This is a genomic window from Streptomyces sp. NBC_01334 (genome assembly GCF_035983595.1).
Classification (GTDB): Bacteria; Actinomycetota; Actinomycetes; order Streptomycetales; family Streptomycetaceae; genus Streptomyces; species Streptomyces coriariae.
Genome location: NZ_CP130718.1, coordinates 4,007,146 through 4,020,982, shown reverse-complemented (window position 1 = coordinate 4,020,982; position 13,837 = coordinate 4,007,146). Strand labels below are relative to the sequence as shown.

Below are 13,837 nucleotides of genomic sequence, written 5' to 3'. Positions count from 1 at the left end.
CGCCGCCGTACGCCGTTCGCCCGGTTCGGGGTGCGTCCATCGGAAGCCCTGGTGACTATGGCCCGGTATGCCCGTCGATCGGACGGGTCGGAGCCCAGGGTTTCGGGATGGAGGAACGTGAGCAGGACGCGCCGGACCATCGTTCTGGCCATGACGGGTGTGCTGGCCGCGGCGCTCTCGGTCGGGACGGCCCTCGCGGGGACCGCGTCCGACGGCGGAGGGCCGAAGCCGCCGGGGGCGACCCCTCCGCCAGGGGCCCCGCCCTACGGCGAAGGCCCGAAGCCGCCGGGGCCGACCGCTCCGCCACCAGGGACCGGTAACCCCAACGGTGAGGCATGGGCATGGACCCAGCTGACCGGTCGGGGTACCCAGATCCGCTATGTGACCACCGACACGTCCGGTACGTGCCCCTCCGTGCGGTACACCATGGGCCCCCTGAGGACCGCCTACCCGATGCGGCTGCTGAGCCGTCCCGCGCCGCCGCAGTTCCCCACCACGGTGTGCGAGTTGGTCGTGCCGCTCGGGGCCTACGACGCGGTGCTCGCGCAGTCGACGGTCGCCGCGGCCGTGGTGCATCCCGCGAACCGTCAGCTTCCTCTGCCGAACTGGACCGCGAACACCCGTCCCGGCACCATCGCCGTCATCGGCGACTCGGGGTGTCGCGTCACGACGTCGGGTCCCGATCAGGACTGCGCCGACCACCAGACCGGCTGGCCGTTCCCGCAGGTCGCGAGCAGCGCGGCCACGGTGACACAACCGGACCTCGTGATCCATGTCGGCGACTACCTCTACCGAGACGACCCGGCTCAGGCCGACGACAAGGCGGCGAATCCGGGCTGCACGACCTCGGCGGACAGATTCACCTGGGCCTGTGTGGTCGCCGACTTCTTCAGGCCGGCGGAGAAGCTGCTGGCCGTGGCGCCGGTCGTGTTGACGCGGGGCAACCACGAGGACTGCCGCACCCCGCCCGCGACGGGCGGCGCGGGGGCCGCGTGGTTCCGTTACCTCGCCGACGAACTCAGAGCCAACGGATCGTGCTCCCTCTACCCCGATCCGGTGGAGATCAGGGCAGGTGTCCTGCACCTTCTCAACGTGGACTCCTCGTTCGCCGACCCGGCCGACAGCGGAAGCCTCGCGCAGCAGGCGATCTACACCCGGCAGTTCGAAACCGTGAACCAGGTCGCGGCGCAGCAGACCGGCCACGACTACTTCGTCGTCACCCACAAGCCCGTGTGGATGGTGAGATCGGTCGGCCCGCCGCTGGAAACGTTCACCCCGGTCCTCCAGCGGGCCGTCGCCGGGACGACCCTGGGGCGGCTGGCGGACAACATCCGCATGGTGGTCTCCGGCCATGCGCACCTCTACCAGATGATCGATTTCAGCACCACGCGGCCACCGCAGGTGACGGTGGGCTTCTCCGGGGGAGCCCCCCTGGAGCAGGGGCCGAACGACGCCGGCGTGATCGGAAAGACGGTCGGGACGCCGCTGCAGGCCGTGAATCACTCCGTCACCCAAGGAGGGGTCTTCGGGTACGCGGTCCTGAGCCGCAACGCCGGGACCTGGGACCTCACCGCTCACGACCCGGCCGGTGCGGTCCGCGGTCAGACCTGCACGCTGAGCGGGAGCACCGCCAACAAGGAGTTCGTCTGCCACTGAAGGGCCCGCGGACCTCGACGGATGCGCCTCCACCCCCGGCTCGGCCGGGGGTGGAGGCGCATCCGGGTACGCGCACGCGGACGTCCGGCGCGCCGTCGCAGGCAACAGCGCCCCGCCCCGGCCCGTACGCTCGGGCTCGGGCCAAAACCTCTCACCGGCCCTCCACGCAAGGTGAGAGCAACGTTCCTTTCCGGTCACCCACAGCCACAGCGTGGAAACGCGCCCTCCCTACCTTCGGGACTCATCACCGCTCATCCCCCCGAACCACCCCAGCCCCGGAGCACCGTGGAGGCGTCATGACAGCCCCGAGTACAGCCCCCGCATCCCCGCCCCCCACGAAGAAGGGGAGCCACTGGATCGAGGAGTGGGACCCGGAGAACGAGGCCTTCTGGAACGAGAAGGGCGAGAAGATCGCCCGCCGCAACCTCCTCTTCTCCGTCCTCTCCGAGCACATCGGGTTCTCGATCTGGACGATGTGGTCCGTGCTGGTGCTCTTCATGGGGCCGGAGTACGGCCTCACCCCGGCGGACAAGTTCCTGCTGACGTCGATGGTCACGCTGGTCGGGGCGGTCGTGCGGGTGCCCTACACCTTCGCCGTCGCGGTCTTCGGCGGCCGGAACTGGACGATCATCTCGGCCGGGCTGCTGCTGATCCCCACGATCGCCGCGTTCACGGTGATGGACCCGGGGACCTCGTTCAACACGTTCCTGCTGGTCGGCCTGCTCGCGGGCATCGGCGGCGGCAACTTCGCCTCCTCCATGACCAACATCAACGCCTTCTTCCCGCTCCGTAAGAAGGGGTGGGCGCTCGGGCTCAACGCGGGCGGCGGCAACATCGGCGTGCCGGTGATCCAGCTGATCGCCCTCGCCGTCATCGGCGCCAGCGGCGGGCCGCGCGTGCTGCTGGGGATCTACATCCCGCTCATCGTCATCGCCGCCACCCTCGCCGCGCTGTACATGGACAACCTGGCCTCGGTGAAGAACGACACGGGCGCGGCGATCGACTCCGCGAAGGACGTGCACACCTGGATCATGTCCTTCCTCTACGTCGGCACCTTCGGGTCGTTCATCGGCTACAGCTTCGCCTTCGGGCAGGTCCTGACGAACCAGTTCGGCCGGACGCCTCTCCAGGCGGCCTACCTCACCTTCATCGGCCCGCTGCTCGGCTCCCTCATCCGTCCCGTCGGCGGCTGGCTCGCCGACCGCTACGGCGGTGCCCGCATCACCCTGTACAACTACGTCGGAATGGCCGCCGCCACCGCCGTCCTGGTCTTCGCCAGCATGCAGAAGTCGCTGCCGCTCTTCGTCTCCGTCTTCGTGGTGCTGTTCGTCCTCAGCGGCCTCGGCAACGGGTCGACGTACAAGATGATCCCCGGCATCTTCCAGGCGAAGGCCGTGGCCAAGGGGCTGGAGGGCGAGGAGGCGGCCGCCTACGGCCGGCGTCTCTCCGGTGCGTCCATGGGACTGATCGGCGCGGTCGGCGCGCTCGGCGGTGTCGCGATCAACCTGGCCTTCCGGCAGTCCTTCCTGTCCTACGGTTCCGGGACCGGCGCTTTCGTCGCCTTCCTCGCCTTCTACGCGGCGTGCTTCGGGGTCACCTGGGCCGTATACCTTCGCCGCCCGTCCGGCAGGATCACGGCAGGAAGCACCGCTTCCGAGGCGAAGCAGCAGCTCAGCTACGCCGAGGTGTGACGTAACACCGGCGACACGTGGCCGAACCGAGCCTGTCACGCACCGTTGACAGGCTCGTCGGCATGTAGGTGCAAACGGGACTCGAGCGGGACGAGAGTTATGTACGAGCAACAGCAGCGATCCGATGCCGGCCCTCTGGGCGCCGTCGAACACGGTCCCCTCGCGGGCTTCACCGTGGGCGTGACGGCCGCGCGCCGGGCCGAGGAGCTCAGCGCGCTGCTCCAGCGGCGTGGGGCGGCGGTGCTGCACGCGCCCGCCCTGCGGATCGTGCCGCTCGCCGACGACGGTGAGCTGCTCGCCGCCACGAAGGAGCTCATCGACCAGGTGCCGGACGTCGTGGTAGCCACCACGGCCATCGGCTTCCGCGGCTGGATCGAGGCCGCCGACGGCTGGGGACTTGGCGAGCAGCTGCTCGCCAAGCTGGGCGGCGTCGAGCTGCTGGCCCGCGGCCCCAAGGTCAAGGGCGCCGTGCGGGCCGCGGGGCTGACGGAGGACTGGTCGCCGTCCAGCGAGTCCATGGCCGAGGTGCTCGACCGGCTCCTGGAGGAGGGCGTCGACGGCCGCCGGGTCGCCGTCCAGCTGCACGGTGAACCGCTGCCCGGGTTCGTGGAGTCGCTGCGGGTCGCGGGCGCCGAGGTCGTGGGGGTGCCCGTCTACCGGTGGATGCCGCCGGAGGACGTCTCGCCGCTCGACCGGCTCCTCGACGCGGCCGTCTCCCGCGGACTGGACGCGATCACCTTCACCAGCGCGCCCGCCGCCGCGTCCCTGCTGTCGCGCGCGGAGGAACGCGGCCTGCTGCCCGAACTGCTCGCCGCCCTCGCCCACGATGTGCTGCCCGCCTGCGTCGGTCCGGTCACCGCGCTGCCGCTCCAGGGGCACGGCGTGGACACCGTCCAGCCGGAGCGGTTCCGGCTCGGGCCGCTCGTGCAGTTGCTGTGCCAGGAGTTGCCGTCGCGGTCCCGGGCCCTGCCGATCGCCGGGTACCGGGTGGAGATCCGGGGTCACGCGGTGCTGGTGGACGGGTCTCTGAAGCCGGTGCCGCCGGCGGGAATGTCCTTGCTGCGAGCGCTGTCCCGGCGGCCGGGGTGGGTCGTGCCGCGCTCCGATCTGCTGCGGGCGTTGCCCGGCGCCGGGCGGGACGAGCATGCCGTCGAGACGGCGATGGCCCGGTTGCGGACGGCCCTCGGGGCGCCGAAGTTGATCCAGACGGTGGTGAAGCGGGGGTACCGGCTGGCGCTGGACCCGGCCGCGGACGCGAAGTACGCCGACGAGTAGGCGGGCGGTATCGGCACCGGAGCCGGTCCGGCCAGGAGCCGCGTCACCGGGGGCTGGCGCCCCCGGGCCCCGCTTCGGCCCCGAGAGGGCCTCGTCCTCAATCGCCGGGCGGGCTGGTGATTGGCACCCGGCGCTGGCACTGTGAAGGGACGGATTCCCGAGCAGTGCCCCTCGGTTGGCGGTGACACGCGCATGGACGAGCTCCGGTTCGACGCCGGGCGGATCTGTCTCGACCTGCTCGCGACCGCGCATCCCCTCGAACGGCTGGACGCCGTCGCGCCGTTGTGCGCGTGGATCCGCGGCTGCGGACTCGTCCCGCCGGACACCCCGCTCACCCACGCCGACGCCTCCTGGCCGCCCGCCTTCCGCGAACTGCGTCGCAACACCGGACAGTTGGTGCACGGGTGGCTCAACCGGTACGAAGTCGGGTCGTACGACCTCGCCCTGGCCCGCGTCAACGACGCCGCCCGGGCCGTTCCTCCGGCCCCGCGTGCCGTGCGCGGCGAAGACGGTGGGCTCGTCCGCGAGTTGGCCGGACCGCCGGCGTGTGTTGCGCTGCTGGCCGCCGTGGCCCGGGATGCGGTGGAACTGCTCACCGATCCCGTGGCCCGCGCGGGGCTGCGGCAGTGCGCGGGGGACAACTGCCCGATCGTCTATGTCGACATGTCCCGGGGACGCCGGCGCCGTTGGTGTTCGAGCGAGGTCTGCGGGAACCGGGAGCGGGTGGCGCGGCACCGTCGGCGGGCTGCGCTCGCACCACGGACGTAACTCCCCTGCCTGGTATGCGGCTTTCGTGGAGGCGTCGCCGACCGACTGTCGAAGTGATTTCGATTACACGCCGTTTACCTGAGCCGCGCGCCGGGCAGTCAGCGCGATCTTGTCGATGTGGCGAAAACGTAAAGAAAAAGCGGTGGGAATGTGCCGCCATGTCCCCGCTCGTCATGACACCCCGAAGAAAAGTGTCTCCTCGGTTTGAACGCTCAACACCCCGCTTGCGTACCCGTCGTCGAGCGACCGACTGGGGGAACCCCCGGACACCGGAGGTGGGCGTGCGCAAGGATGCGGCCGTGGCCAATGAACGTGGATCGAGGGCCCGACATCGCATGTCCCAGCCCTCGGAACCTGACGAGGAGCTGATGCGTGCTCTGTATCGGGAGCATGCCGGACCCCTGCTTGCGTATGTCCTGCGCCTGGTTGCCGGAGACCGGCAGCGCGCCGAGGACGTCGTGCAGGAGACGCTCATCCGTGCCTGGAAGAACGCCGGTCAGCTCAATCGTGCGACCGGATCTGTACGCCCCTGGCTGGTGACGGTCGCACGCCGCATCGTCATCGACGGCCACCGCAGCCGGCAGGCCCGGCCGCAGGAGGTCGACCCGTCGCCGCTGGAGGTCATTCCTGCGGAGGACGAGATCGACAAGGCGCTGTGGCTGATGACGCTGTCCGACGCGCTCGACGACCTGACCCCGGCCCACCGGGAGGTGCTCGTCGAGACGTACTTCAAGGGGCGTACCGTCAACGAGGCGGCCGAGACGCTGGGGATACCCAGCGGCACCGTGCGCTCACGGGTCTTCTATGCCCTGCGGTCGATGAAGCTGGCTCTGGAGGAGCGGGGGGTGACGGCGTGATGAGCGTTTACGGGGGATTCGGAGCAGGTGGTTCGGGTATGTCTGGACCCATGCAGGGATCTACGGGATCTCCGAGCCCGAGCGAACACGAGACCGTCGGCGCCTACGCCCTCGGGATTCTCGACGACGCCGAAGCAACCGCTTTCGAGATGCATCTCGCCGGCTGCGAGTGGTGCGCCCAGCAGCTCGACGAGCTCGCCGGCATGGAACCCATGCTGGCCGCCCTCGCGGACCTGCCGGGCACCGGCACCCCCGCGATCGGCGAGTCCCTCTCCGCCCGCCCCAGCCCGCGGCTCGCGGAACGGCTGGTCGACGAGGTGTCCGAGCGCCGCGCGGCCAAGCGCCGCCGCTCGTTCTTCCTGGTAGCGGCCGCGGCCGCGCTGATCATCGGCGGCCCGCTCACCGTGCTGGCGGCGACCGGCGGCGACAGCGGCACCAAGGGCACCGAGGCGAGCTCCACCAAGTCGGCCAACGCGGCCAAGGACACCTTCGCGACGCTCAGCGACCGGGTCTCCGCGACCGACTCCGCCTCCAAGGTCTCCGCGACCGTCGCCATGGGCGAGAAGGCGTGGGGCACGGAGATCGGCGTCGAGCTGAAGAACGTGACGGGTCCGGAGAAGTGCTCGCTCATCGCCGTCGGCAAGAACGGCGAGCGCGAGACGGTCTCCTCCTGGTCGGTCCCGGAGTGGGGCTACGGCATCGCGAACGCCAAGACCGAGCAGGCCAAGAACCCGCTCTACGTCGTGGGCGGCGCCGCCTTCAAGACCAACGAGATCGACCACTTCGAGGTCATGACCTTCGACGGCAAGAAGCTCGTCCAGATCGACGCGTAACTTCCTACACGGGGTCCCCTTCGCGTACGGTTGACGGCTGCCCAGCACGTCAGAAGGGGGCCCGGTGGCCGTTCAGGCACAGCAGGAAACCGCGGTCGGATCGGTTCGGCACACCGCGCCGGATTCGGTGCGGGACCGAGAGATCGGCATCGAACAGGAACACCTCGACCGGGTGTACCGGCGCCTCGAGGAGAAGATCGACGAGGCGGAGTTCCTGATGCACGACGCGGCCAAGCGAGGGCAGGTCGGCACGCCCGGCGCCCTCGCCGAGCGGGACGCCCAGGTGTTCCGCGCCGGCGTCCACCTCAACCGCCTCAACAACGAGTTCGAGGACTTCCTGTTCGGGCGGATCGACCTGCTCGCCGGGAAGGACGGCAAGAAGGGCCCCGACGGCGCCTACACCGCCGTCGAGCCCGCCGAGGGGGCCGTCCGCCCCGACAACACCGCCGACATCGCCGAAACGCTCCACATCGGCCGTATCGGAGTCCTCGACTCCGACTACGCCCCGCTGGTCATCGACTGGCGGGCACCGGCCGCGGCGCCGTTCTACCGGTCCACCCCGGTCGACCCGGGGCGCGTCGTACGGCGCCGGGTGATCCGCTCGAAGGGGCGTCGCGTCCTCGGCGTCGAGGACGACCTGATGCGTCCCGAGCTGAAGGCGGTCCTGGACGGCGGCGAACTGCCCGTCATCGGCGACGGCGCCCTCATGGCGGCCCTCGGACAGGCCCGCAGCCACACCATGCGCGACATCGTCGCCTCCATCCAGGCCGAGCAGGACCTGGTCATCCGCGCCCCCGCCGCCTCCGTGACCTACGTCGAGGGCGGGCCGGGCACCGGAAAGACCGCCGTCGCGCTGCACCGGGCCGCCTATCTGCTCTACCAGGACCGGCGCCGGTACGCGGGCGGCATCCTGATCGTCTCGCCCACGCCGCTGCTCGTGGCGTACACCGAGGGCGTGCTGCCCTCGCTCGGCGAGGAGGGCCAGGTCGCCATCCGCGCCATCGGCTCGCTCGTCGACGGCGCCGAGGCCACCCTGTACGACTCCCCGGCGGTGGCCCGGGCCAAGGGGTCGTACCGGATGCTCAAGGTGCTGCGGAAGGCGGCGCGCGGCGCGCTGGAGAGCGGTGGCCGGGCCCCGGCACAGCTGGCCTTCGGCGACCCCGACGAGGAGGCCGGTGCGGCCCTCCCTCCCACCGGGACACCCACCCGGCTGCGGGTCGTCGCCTTCGGCCGCCGTCTGGAGCTGGAGGCCGCCGACCTGGACCGCGTCCGGCAGAGCGCCCTCAGCGGCACCGCCCCGGTGAACCTCCTGCGCCCCCGCGCCCGCAAACTGCTCCTGGACGCCCTGTGGGAGCGCTCCGGCGCGGCCGGCCGGCACAGCGACCCCGAGCTCGCCGCCGAGCTGCGCTCCTCCTTCGACGAGGACGTGACCACCGAGGACGCGTTCATCGCCTTCCTCGACGCCTGGTGGCCCGAGCTGACGCCGGAGGCCGTCCTCGCGGCCATGGCCGACGAACGGCGGCTCGGCCGCTGGGCCCGGCGCATCCTCAACCCGGGGGAGGTCCGCAAGGTCGCCCGCGCCCTCAAGCGGGACGGCCGCTCGGTGCACGACATCGCCATGCTCGACGAGCTCGAGGCGATCCTCGGCGTGCCGTTCCGCCCGAAGAAGCGGCGCGAGTACGACCCGCTGGACCAGCTCACCGGCCTGGAGGAGCTGATGCCGGTGCGCGAGGAGACGCAGCGCGAGCGCGCCGAGCGGCTCGCCCAGGAGCGCACCGAGTACGCGCACGTCATCGTGGACGAGGCACAGGACCTCACCCCGATGCAGTGGCGCATGGTCGGCCGCCGCGGCCGGCACGCCACCTGGACGGTCGTCGGCGACCCGGCCCAGTCCTCCTGGTCCGACCCCGACGAGGCCGCCGAGGCCCGCGACGAGGCCCTCGGCACCCGCCCGCGCCGCCGCTTCCAGCTGACCGTGAACTACCGCAACCCGGCCGAGATCGCCGAGCTGGCCGCGAAGGTGCTGGCCCTGGCGATGCCCGGCGCCGAATCCCCGTCGGCGGTCAGGTCGACGGGGGTCGTGCCGCGCTTCGAGGCCGTCACCGACACCCTGGGCGCCACCGTCCGCGCGGAGGCGCGGCGTCTGCTGGAGCGGGTCGACGGCACCGTCGGCGTCGTGGTCGCCATGAACCGCCGCGAGGAGGCGAGACGCTGGCTCGCCGGGCTGGGCGACCGGGTGGTGGCCCTCGGCAGCCTCGAGGCCAAGGGCCTGGAGTACGACGCCACGGTCGTCGTCTCACCGGCGGAGATCGCGGACGAGAGCCCGGCCGGCCTGCGGGTGCTGTACGTGGCCCTCACCCGGGCGACGCAGCAGCTCACGGTCGTCTCCGGGGACCGCGACGAGCCGGACGCGAACGGCGTCCCGGACCTTCTGAGGGACTGAACAGCTGACCGTTTCCTGTGAACTCCCCGGACGGGAATGGTCTTCGGCCATCCGTTTGTTAGCCTGGTCGTGACACCGGCTCGATCCAAGCCCCCGGGCCCAACCTTCGTCGCTACGAGCGACCACTTGCCGCGAGGCGAGCATGGCGGGCCGGTGTCGTGAACGCGAGAGAGGCCCACATCACCTGTGATGTGGGCCTCTCTCATTGCCCTCTCATTGCCCTCTCATTGCCCTCTCATTGCCCCCTCGCGGCCCTCTCCCGGCGCCTCCACCGACTTGATTGAGAACAAAACGATCGCAATCCGGGGCGGCTTTCATGTACTCGTCGGTAGGTGCGACGATCGGACGGCAAACCCGCGACCCAGCAGTGCAGAGGAAGTCGGCCATGGCAACGGCGCCCAGCGTCTCCTACTCGATCACGGTCCGTCTGGAGGTGCCCGCGAGCGGAACGGCGGTCTCCCAGATCACCACGGCCGTGGAGTCCCACGGAGGCTCGGTGACCGGCCTCGACGTCACCGCGTCCGGCCACGAGAAGCTCCGCATCGACGTCACCATCGCCGCCACCTCCACCGCCCACGCCGACGAGATCGTCGTGCAGCTGCGCGGCATCGAGGGCGTCACCCTCGGCAAGGTCTCCGACCGTACGTTCCTGATGCACCTCGGCGGCAAGATCGAGATGCAGTCGAAGCACCCCATCCGCAACCGTGACGACCTCTCGATGATCTACACGCCCGGCGTGGCCCGCGTCTGCATGGCGATCGCCGAGAACCCCGAGGACGCCCGCCGCCTCACCATCAAGCGCAACTCCGTTGCGGTCGTGACGGACGGCTCGGCCGTGCTGGGCCTCGGCAACATCGGCCCGAAGGCCGCGCTGCCGGTCATGGAGGGCAAGGCGGCCCTCTTCAAGCGGTTCGCCGGCATCGACGCCTGGCCGCTGTGCCTGGACACCCAGGACACCGACGCGATCGTCGAGATCGTCAAGGCCATCGCCCCCGGCTTCGCGGGCATCAACCTCGAGGACATCTCCGCCCCCCGCTGCTTCGAGATCGAGGCCCGGCTGCGCGAGGCCCTCGACATCCCCGTCTTCCACGACGACCAGCACGGCACCGCGATCGTCGTCCTCGCCTCCCTCACGAACGCCCTGCGTGTCGTGAACAAGGGCATCGGCGACGTGCGGGTCGTCATGTCCGGCGCAGGCGCGGCCGGTACCGCCATCCTCAAGCTGCTGCTCGCGGCCGGGGTGAAGAACGCGGTCGTCGCCGACATCCACGGTGTCGTCCACGCGGACCGCGCGGACCTGGTCGACGCGGCCCCGGACTCGGCGCTGCGCTGGATCGCGGACAACACCAACCCCGAGGGCCTCACCGGCACCCTGAAGGAGGCCGTGCGCGGCGCGGACGTCTTCATCGGCGTCTCCGCCCCGAACGTCCTCGACGGCGACGACGTGGCCGCCATGGCCGACGACGCGATCGTGTTCGCGCTCGCGAATCCGGACCCCGAGGTCGACCCGACGATCGCCCGTCAGACGGCCGCCGTCGTGGCCACCGGCCGCTCCGACTTCCCCAACCAGATCAACAACGTGCTGGTCTTCCCGGGCGTCTTCCGCGGCCTGCTGGACGCGCAGTCCCGCACCGTCAACACCGAGATGATGCTCGCGGCCGCGAAGGCCCTCGCGGACGTCGTGAGCGACGACGAGCTCAACCCGAACTACATCATCCCGAGCGTCTTCAACGACAAGGTCGCCGGCGCGGTCGCGGGTGCGGTGCGGGAGGCCGCGAAGGCGGCGGGGGTGTCAGCCTCGTAGGTTGGGGCATCCGAGTGGGCGGGGGCCGTCAAGATCCCCGTGGCGGGGGCTGTGAGGATCGCCACGGTGGCCCCTGTGACGGCGCGTCGCGGAACCTCGCGCCGCGGACAGCCCTCTAGGGTTGCGCCCGACCCAACCGTCCTTCGTGTGACTCCCAAGGGTTGTCTCACGACTCCGAGCGGGTGCCGGATTGGCTTTCGCGCCGCTGGTAGGGGCAGGATGCGTCTCTGGGCGCGTGCACAACGACTTCGCTGTGCCCAACATGCGGCTCCGCCGCGTGGCACGCCGCAACGGCAAGAAGAACACGGGAGTAACAACATGAACCGCAGTGAGCTGGTGGCCGCGCTGGCCGACCGCGCCGAGGTGACCCGCAAGGACGCCGACGCAGTGCTGGCCGCGTTCGCCGAGGTCGTCGGCGACATCGTCTCCAAGGGCGACGAGAAGGTCACGATCCCCGGCTTCCTGACCTTCGAGCGCACCCACCGTGCCGCTCGCACCGCCCGCAACCCGCAGACCGGCGACCCGATCCAGATCCCGGCCGGCTACAGCGTCAAGGTCTCCGCGGGCTCGAAGCTCAAGGAAGCGGCAAAGGGCAAGTGACCTTGCCGTCTACGCCTCACCGGACGGTGTACGGCGCGTAGGCAACGTGATGGGGCGGCACCCGGTTTTCCGGGTGCCGCCCCATCGTTGTGCGCTCACGCATGGCCTCGAGGGCCGTCCGGGCCGGTTCTTGCCGGCCCGGACGGATGCGTACCAGCTCAGCGCCTTCCCCGGGAGGGAGGCTGTCCCGGGCCGGGGTGAGGCGGTGAGGGGTCAGCCGAGCGCTTTGCCCGGCAGCTCGACCTTCGCGCCCAGCTCCACGAGCTTCTCCATGCTGTGCCTGCCCGGGGGGCGACCCCCGGACCCCCGGCCGGGAGGGAGGCTGTCCCGGGCCGGGGTGAGGCGGTGAGGGGTCAGCCGAGCGCTTTGCCCGGCAGCTCGACCTTCGCGCCCAGCTCCACGAGCTTCTCCATGAAGTTCTCGTAGCCGCGGTTGATGAGGTCGATGCCGTGGACCCGGGAGGTGCCCTGGGCCGCGAGGGCGGCGATCAGGTACGAGAAGCCGCCGCGGAGGTCGGGGATGACCAGGTCGGCGCCCTGGAGCTTCGTGGGGCCCGACACGACCGCCGAGTGCAGGAAGTTGCGCTGCCCGAAGCGGCAGTCGGAGCCGCCGAGGCACTCGCGGTACAGCTGGATGTGGGCGCCCATCTGGTTGAGCGCGGAGGTGAAGCCCAGGCGGGACTCGTAGACCGTCTCGTGGACGATCGAGAGGCCCGTGGCCTGCGTCAGGGCGACGACCAGCGGCTGCTGCCAGTCCGTCTGGAAACCGGGGTGGACGTCCGTCTCCAGCGCGATGGACTTCAGCTGGCCGCCCGGGTGCCAGAAGCGGATGCCCTCGTCGTCGATCTCGAAGGCGCCGCCCACCTTGCGGTAGGTGTTCAGGAACGTCATCATCGAGCGCTGCTGGGCGCCACGGACGTAGATGTTGCCTTCGGTCGCCAGCGCCGCGGAAGCCCAGGAGGCGGCCTCCAGGCGGTCCGACAGGGCGGCGTGGTTGTAGCCGCCGAGCTTGTCGACACCGGTGATGCGGATCGTGCGGTCGGTGTCCATCGCGATGATGGCACCCATCTTCTGGAGCACGCAGATGAGATCCTCGATCTCCGGCTCCACGGCCGCGTTCGCGAGCTCGGTGACGCCCTCCGCCAGGACGGCGGTCAGCAGCACCTGCTCGGTCGCGCCGACCGACGGGTACGGCAGCACGATCTTCGTGCCGCGCAGCCGCTGCGGGGCCTCCAGGTACTGGCCGTCCTCCCGCTTCTCGATCTTCGCGCCGAACTGCCGCAGCACGTCGAAGTGGAAGTCGATGGGCCGACCGCCGATGTCGCAGCCGCCCAGGCCCGGGATGAACGCGTGGCCGAGGCGGTGCAGGAGCGGGCCGCAGAACAGGATCGGAATCCGGCTCGAACCCGCGTGGGCGTCGATGTCGGCGACGTTGGCGCTCTCCACGTAGGTCGGGTCGAGCACCAGCTCGCCCGGCTCCTCGCCCGGCCGGACCGTCACACCGTGCAGCTGGAGCAGGCCGCGGACGACCCGCACGTCACGGATGTCCGGAACGTTGCGCAGCCGACTCGGCTCACTGCCCAGCAGGGCGGCGACCATGGCCTTGGGTACGAGGTTCTTCGCACCGCGGACACGGATCTCGCCCTCGAGCGGGGTGCCGCCGTGGACAAGCAGTACGTCGTCAGAGCCGTTGACGGTCATGTATCTCGCGTTCCATGGATGGTGGATTGGGGCAAGGGCCGTTGGTGTCGGGGGCAGGGCCAGATGAGACAGAGTAATCGCCGTCGACCCCTGTCCCGTAAGCCCAGGGACCACCCAGGTACGTCATAGCTGTGTCACAACACGAACCGTTTCCCAACGGGCACATGGGGTCACCACCGCCCGCCCCGCGGCCCTGTGCGCCCGGACCGC

10 protein-coding genes are annotated in these 13,837 nt (G+C 70.7%); 9 read left to right on the top strand and 1 reads right to left on the bottom strand.

The window, feature by feature from the left end:
* The first annotated feature begins 117 nt into the window (after window positions 1-117).
* From OG736_RS17975 to OG736_RS17935, 9 genes are all read left to right on the top strand, one after another.
* A complete protein-coding gene (locus tag OG736_RS17975; RefSeq protein WP_327183350.1) occupies window positions 118-1,656 on the top strand; it encodes a metallophosphoesterase in 1,539 nt (512 codons plus the stop codon).
* Window positions 1,657-1,952: 296 nt separating this feature from the next.
* Entirely contained in the window at window positions 1,953-3,347 is a 1,395-nt protein-coding gene (locus OG736_RS17970) for a nitrate/nitrite transporter (RefSeq protein WP_327183349.1), read from the top strand.
* Window positions 3,348-3,446: 99 nt separating this feature from the next.
* Window positions 3,447-4,622, top strand: a complete 1,176-nt coding sequence (locus OG736_RS17965; protein ID WP_327183348.1) for a uroporphyrinogen-III synthase — start codon at window positions 3,447-3,449, stop codon at window positions 4,620-4,622.
* 192 nt (window positions 4,623-4,814) lie between these two features.
* The gene (locus OG736_RS17960) at window positions 4,815-5,390 is read left to right on the top strand and encodes a CGNR zinc finger domain-containing protein (RefSeq protein WP_327183347.1); all 576 of its coding nucleotides are present in this window, start codon (window positions 4,815-4,817) and stop codon (window positions 5,388-5,390) included.
* A 335-nt stretch (window positions 5,391-5,725) separates the two neighbouring features.
* Window positions 5,726-6,247, top strand: a complete 522-nt coding sequence (locus tag OG736_RS17955; protein WP_010039908.1) for a sigma-70 family RNA polymerase sigma factor — start codon at window positions 5,726-5,728, stop codon at window positions 6,245-6,247.
* A 38-nt stretch (window positions 6,248-6,285) separates the two neighbouring features.
* Window positions 6,286-7,080 carry an anti-sigma factor family protein gene (locus tag OG736_RS17950; protein WP_327183346.1) on the top strand — a complete coding sequence of 265 codons (795 nt, stop codon included), beginning with the start codon at window positions 6,286-6,288 and terminating at the stop codon, window positions 7,078-7,080.
* Window positions 7,081-7,144: 64 nt separating this feature from the next.
* Complete coding sequence (locus OG736_RS17945) at window positions 7,145-9,523, top strand: HelD family protein (RefSeq protein ID WP_327183345.1); 2,379 nt, start codon at window positions 7,145-7,147, stop codon at window positions 9,521-9,523.
* 385 nt (window positions 9,524-9,908) lie between these two features.
* Window positions 9,909-11,327 (top strand): NAD-dependent malic enzyme, encoded by a 1,419-nt coding sequence (locus OG736_RS17940; protein WP_327183344.1) that lies wholly within the window; start codon window positions 9,909-9,911, stop codon window positions 11,325-11,327.
* A 318-nt stretch (window positions 11,328-11,645) separates the two neighbouring features.
* The gene (locus OG736_RS17935; protein WP_004000874.1) at window positions 11,646-11,927 is read left to right on the top strand and encodes an HU family DNA-binding protein; all 282 of its coding nucleotides are present in this window, start codon (window positions 11,646-11,648) and stop codon (window positions 11,925-11,927) included.
* Between the two features lie 353 nt (window positions 11,928-12,280).
* On the opposite strand, the gene murA is transcribed toward OG736_RS17935, so the two are convergent.
* The gene (gene murA, locus OG736_RS17930) at window positions 12,281-13,627 is read right to left on the bottom strand and encodes a UDP-N-acetylglucosamine 1-carboxyvinyltransferase (protein WP_020132410.1); all 1,347 of its coding nucleotides are present in this window, start codon (window positions 13,625-13,627) and stop codon (window positions 12,281-12,283) included.
* Window positions 13,628-13,837 lie beyond the last annotated feature (210 nt).

Excerpts from the sequence above, each read along its gene's own strand:
- OG736_RS17970 (WP_327183349.1), top strand. The coding sequence starts at position 1,953 with ATGACAGCCCCGAGTACAGCCCCCGCATCCCCGCCCCCCACGAAGAAG.
- OG736_RS17965 (WP_327183348.1), top strand. The coding sequence starts at position 3,447 with ATGTACGAGCAACAGCAGCGATCCGATGCCGGCCCTCTGGGCGCCGTC.
- OG736_RS17960 (WP_327183347.1), top strand. The coding sequence starts at position 4,815 with ATGGACGAGCTCCGGTTCGACGCCGGGCGGATCTGTCTCGACCTGCTC.
- OG736_RS17955 (WP_010039908.1), top strand. The coding sequence starts at position 5,726 with ATGTCCCAGCCCTCGGAACCTGACGAGGAGCTGATGCGTGCTCTGTAT.
- OG736_RS17950 (WP_327183346.1), top strand. The coding sequence starts at position 6,286 with ATGTCTGGACCCATGCAGGGATCTACGGGATCTCCGAGCCCGAGCGAA.
- OG736_RS17940 (WP_327183344.1), top strand. The coding sequence starts at position 9,909 with ATGGCAACGGCGCCCAGCGTCTCCTACTCGATCACGGTCCGTCTGGAG.
- OG736_RS17935 (WP_004000874.1), top strand. The coding sequence starts at position 11,646 with ATGAACCGCAGTGAGCTGGTGGCCGCGCTGGCCGACCGCGCCGAGGTG.
- murA (WP_020132410.1), bottom strand. The coding sequence starts at position 13,627 with ATGACCGTCAACGGCTCTGACGACGTACTGCTTGTCCACGGCGGCACC.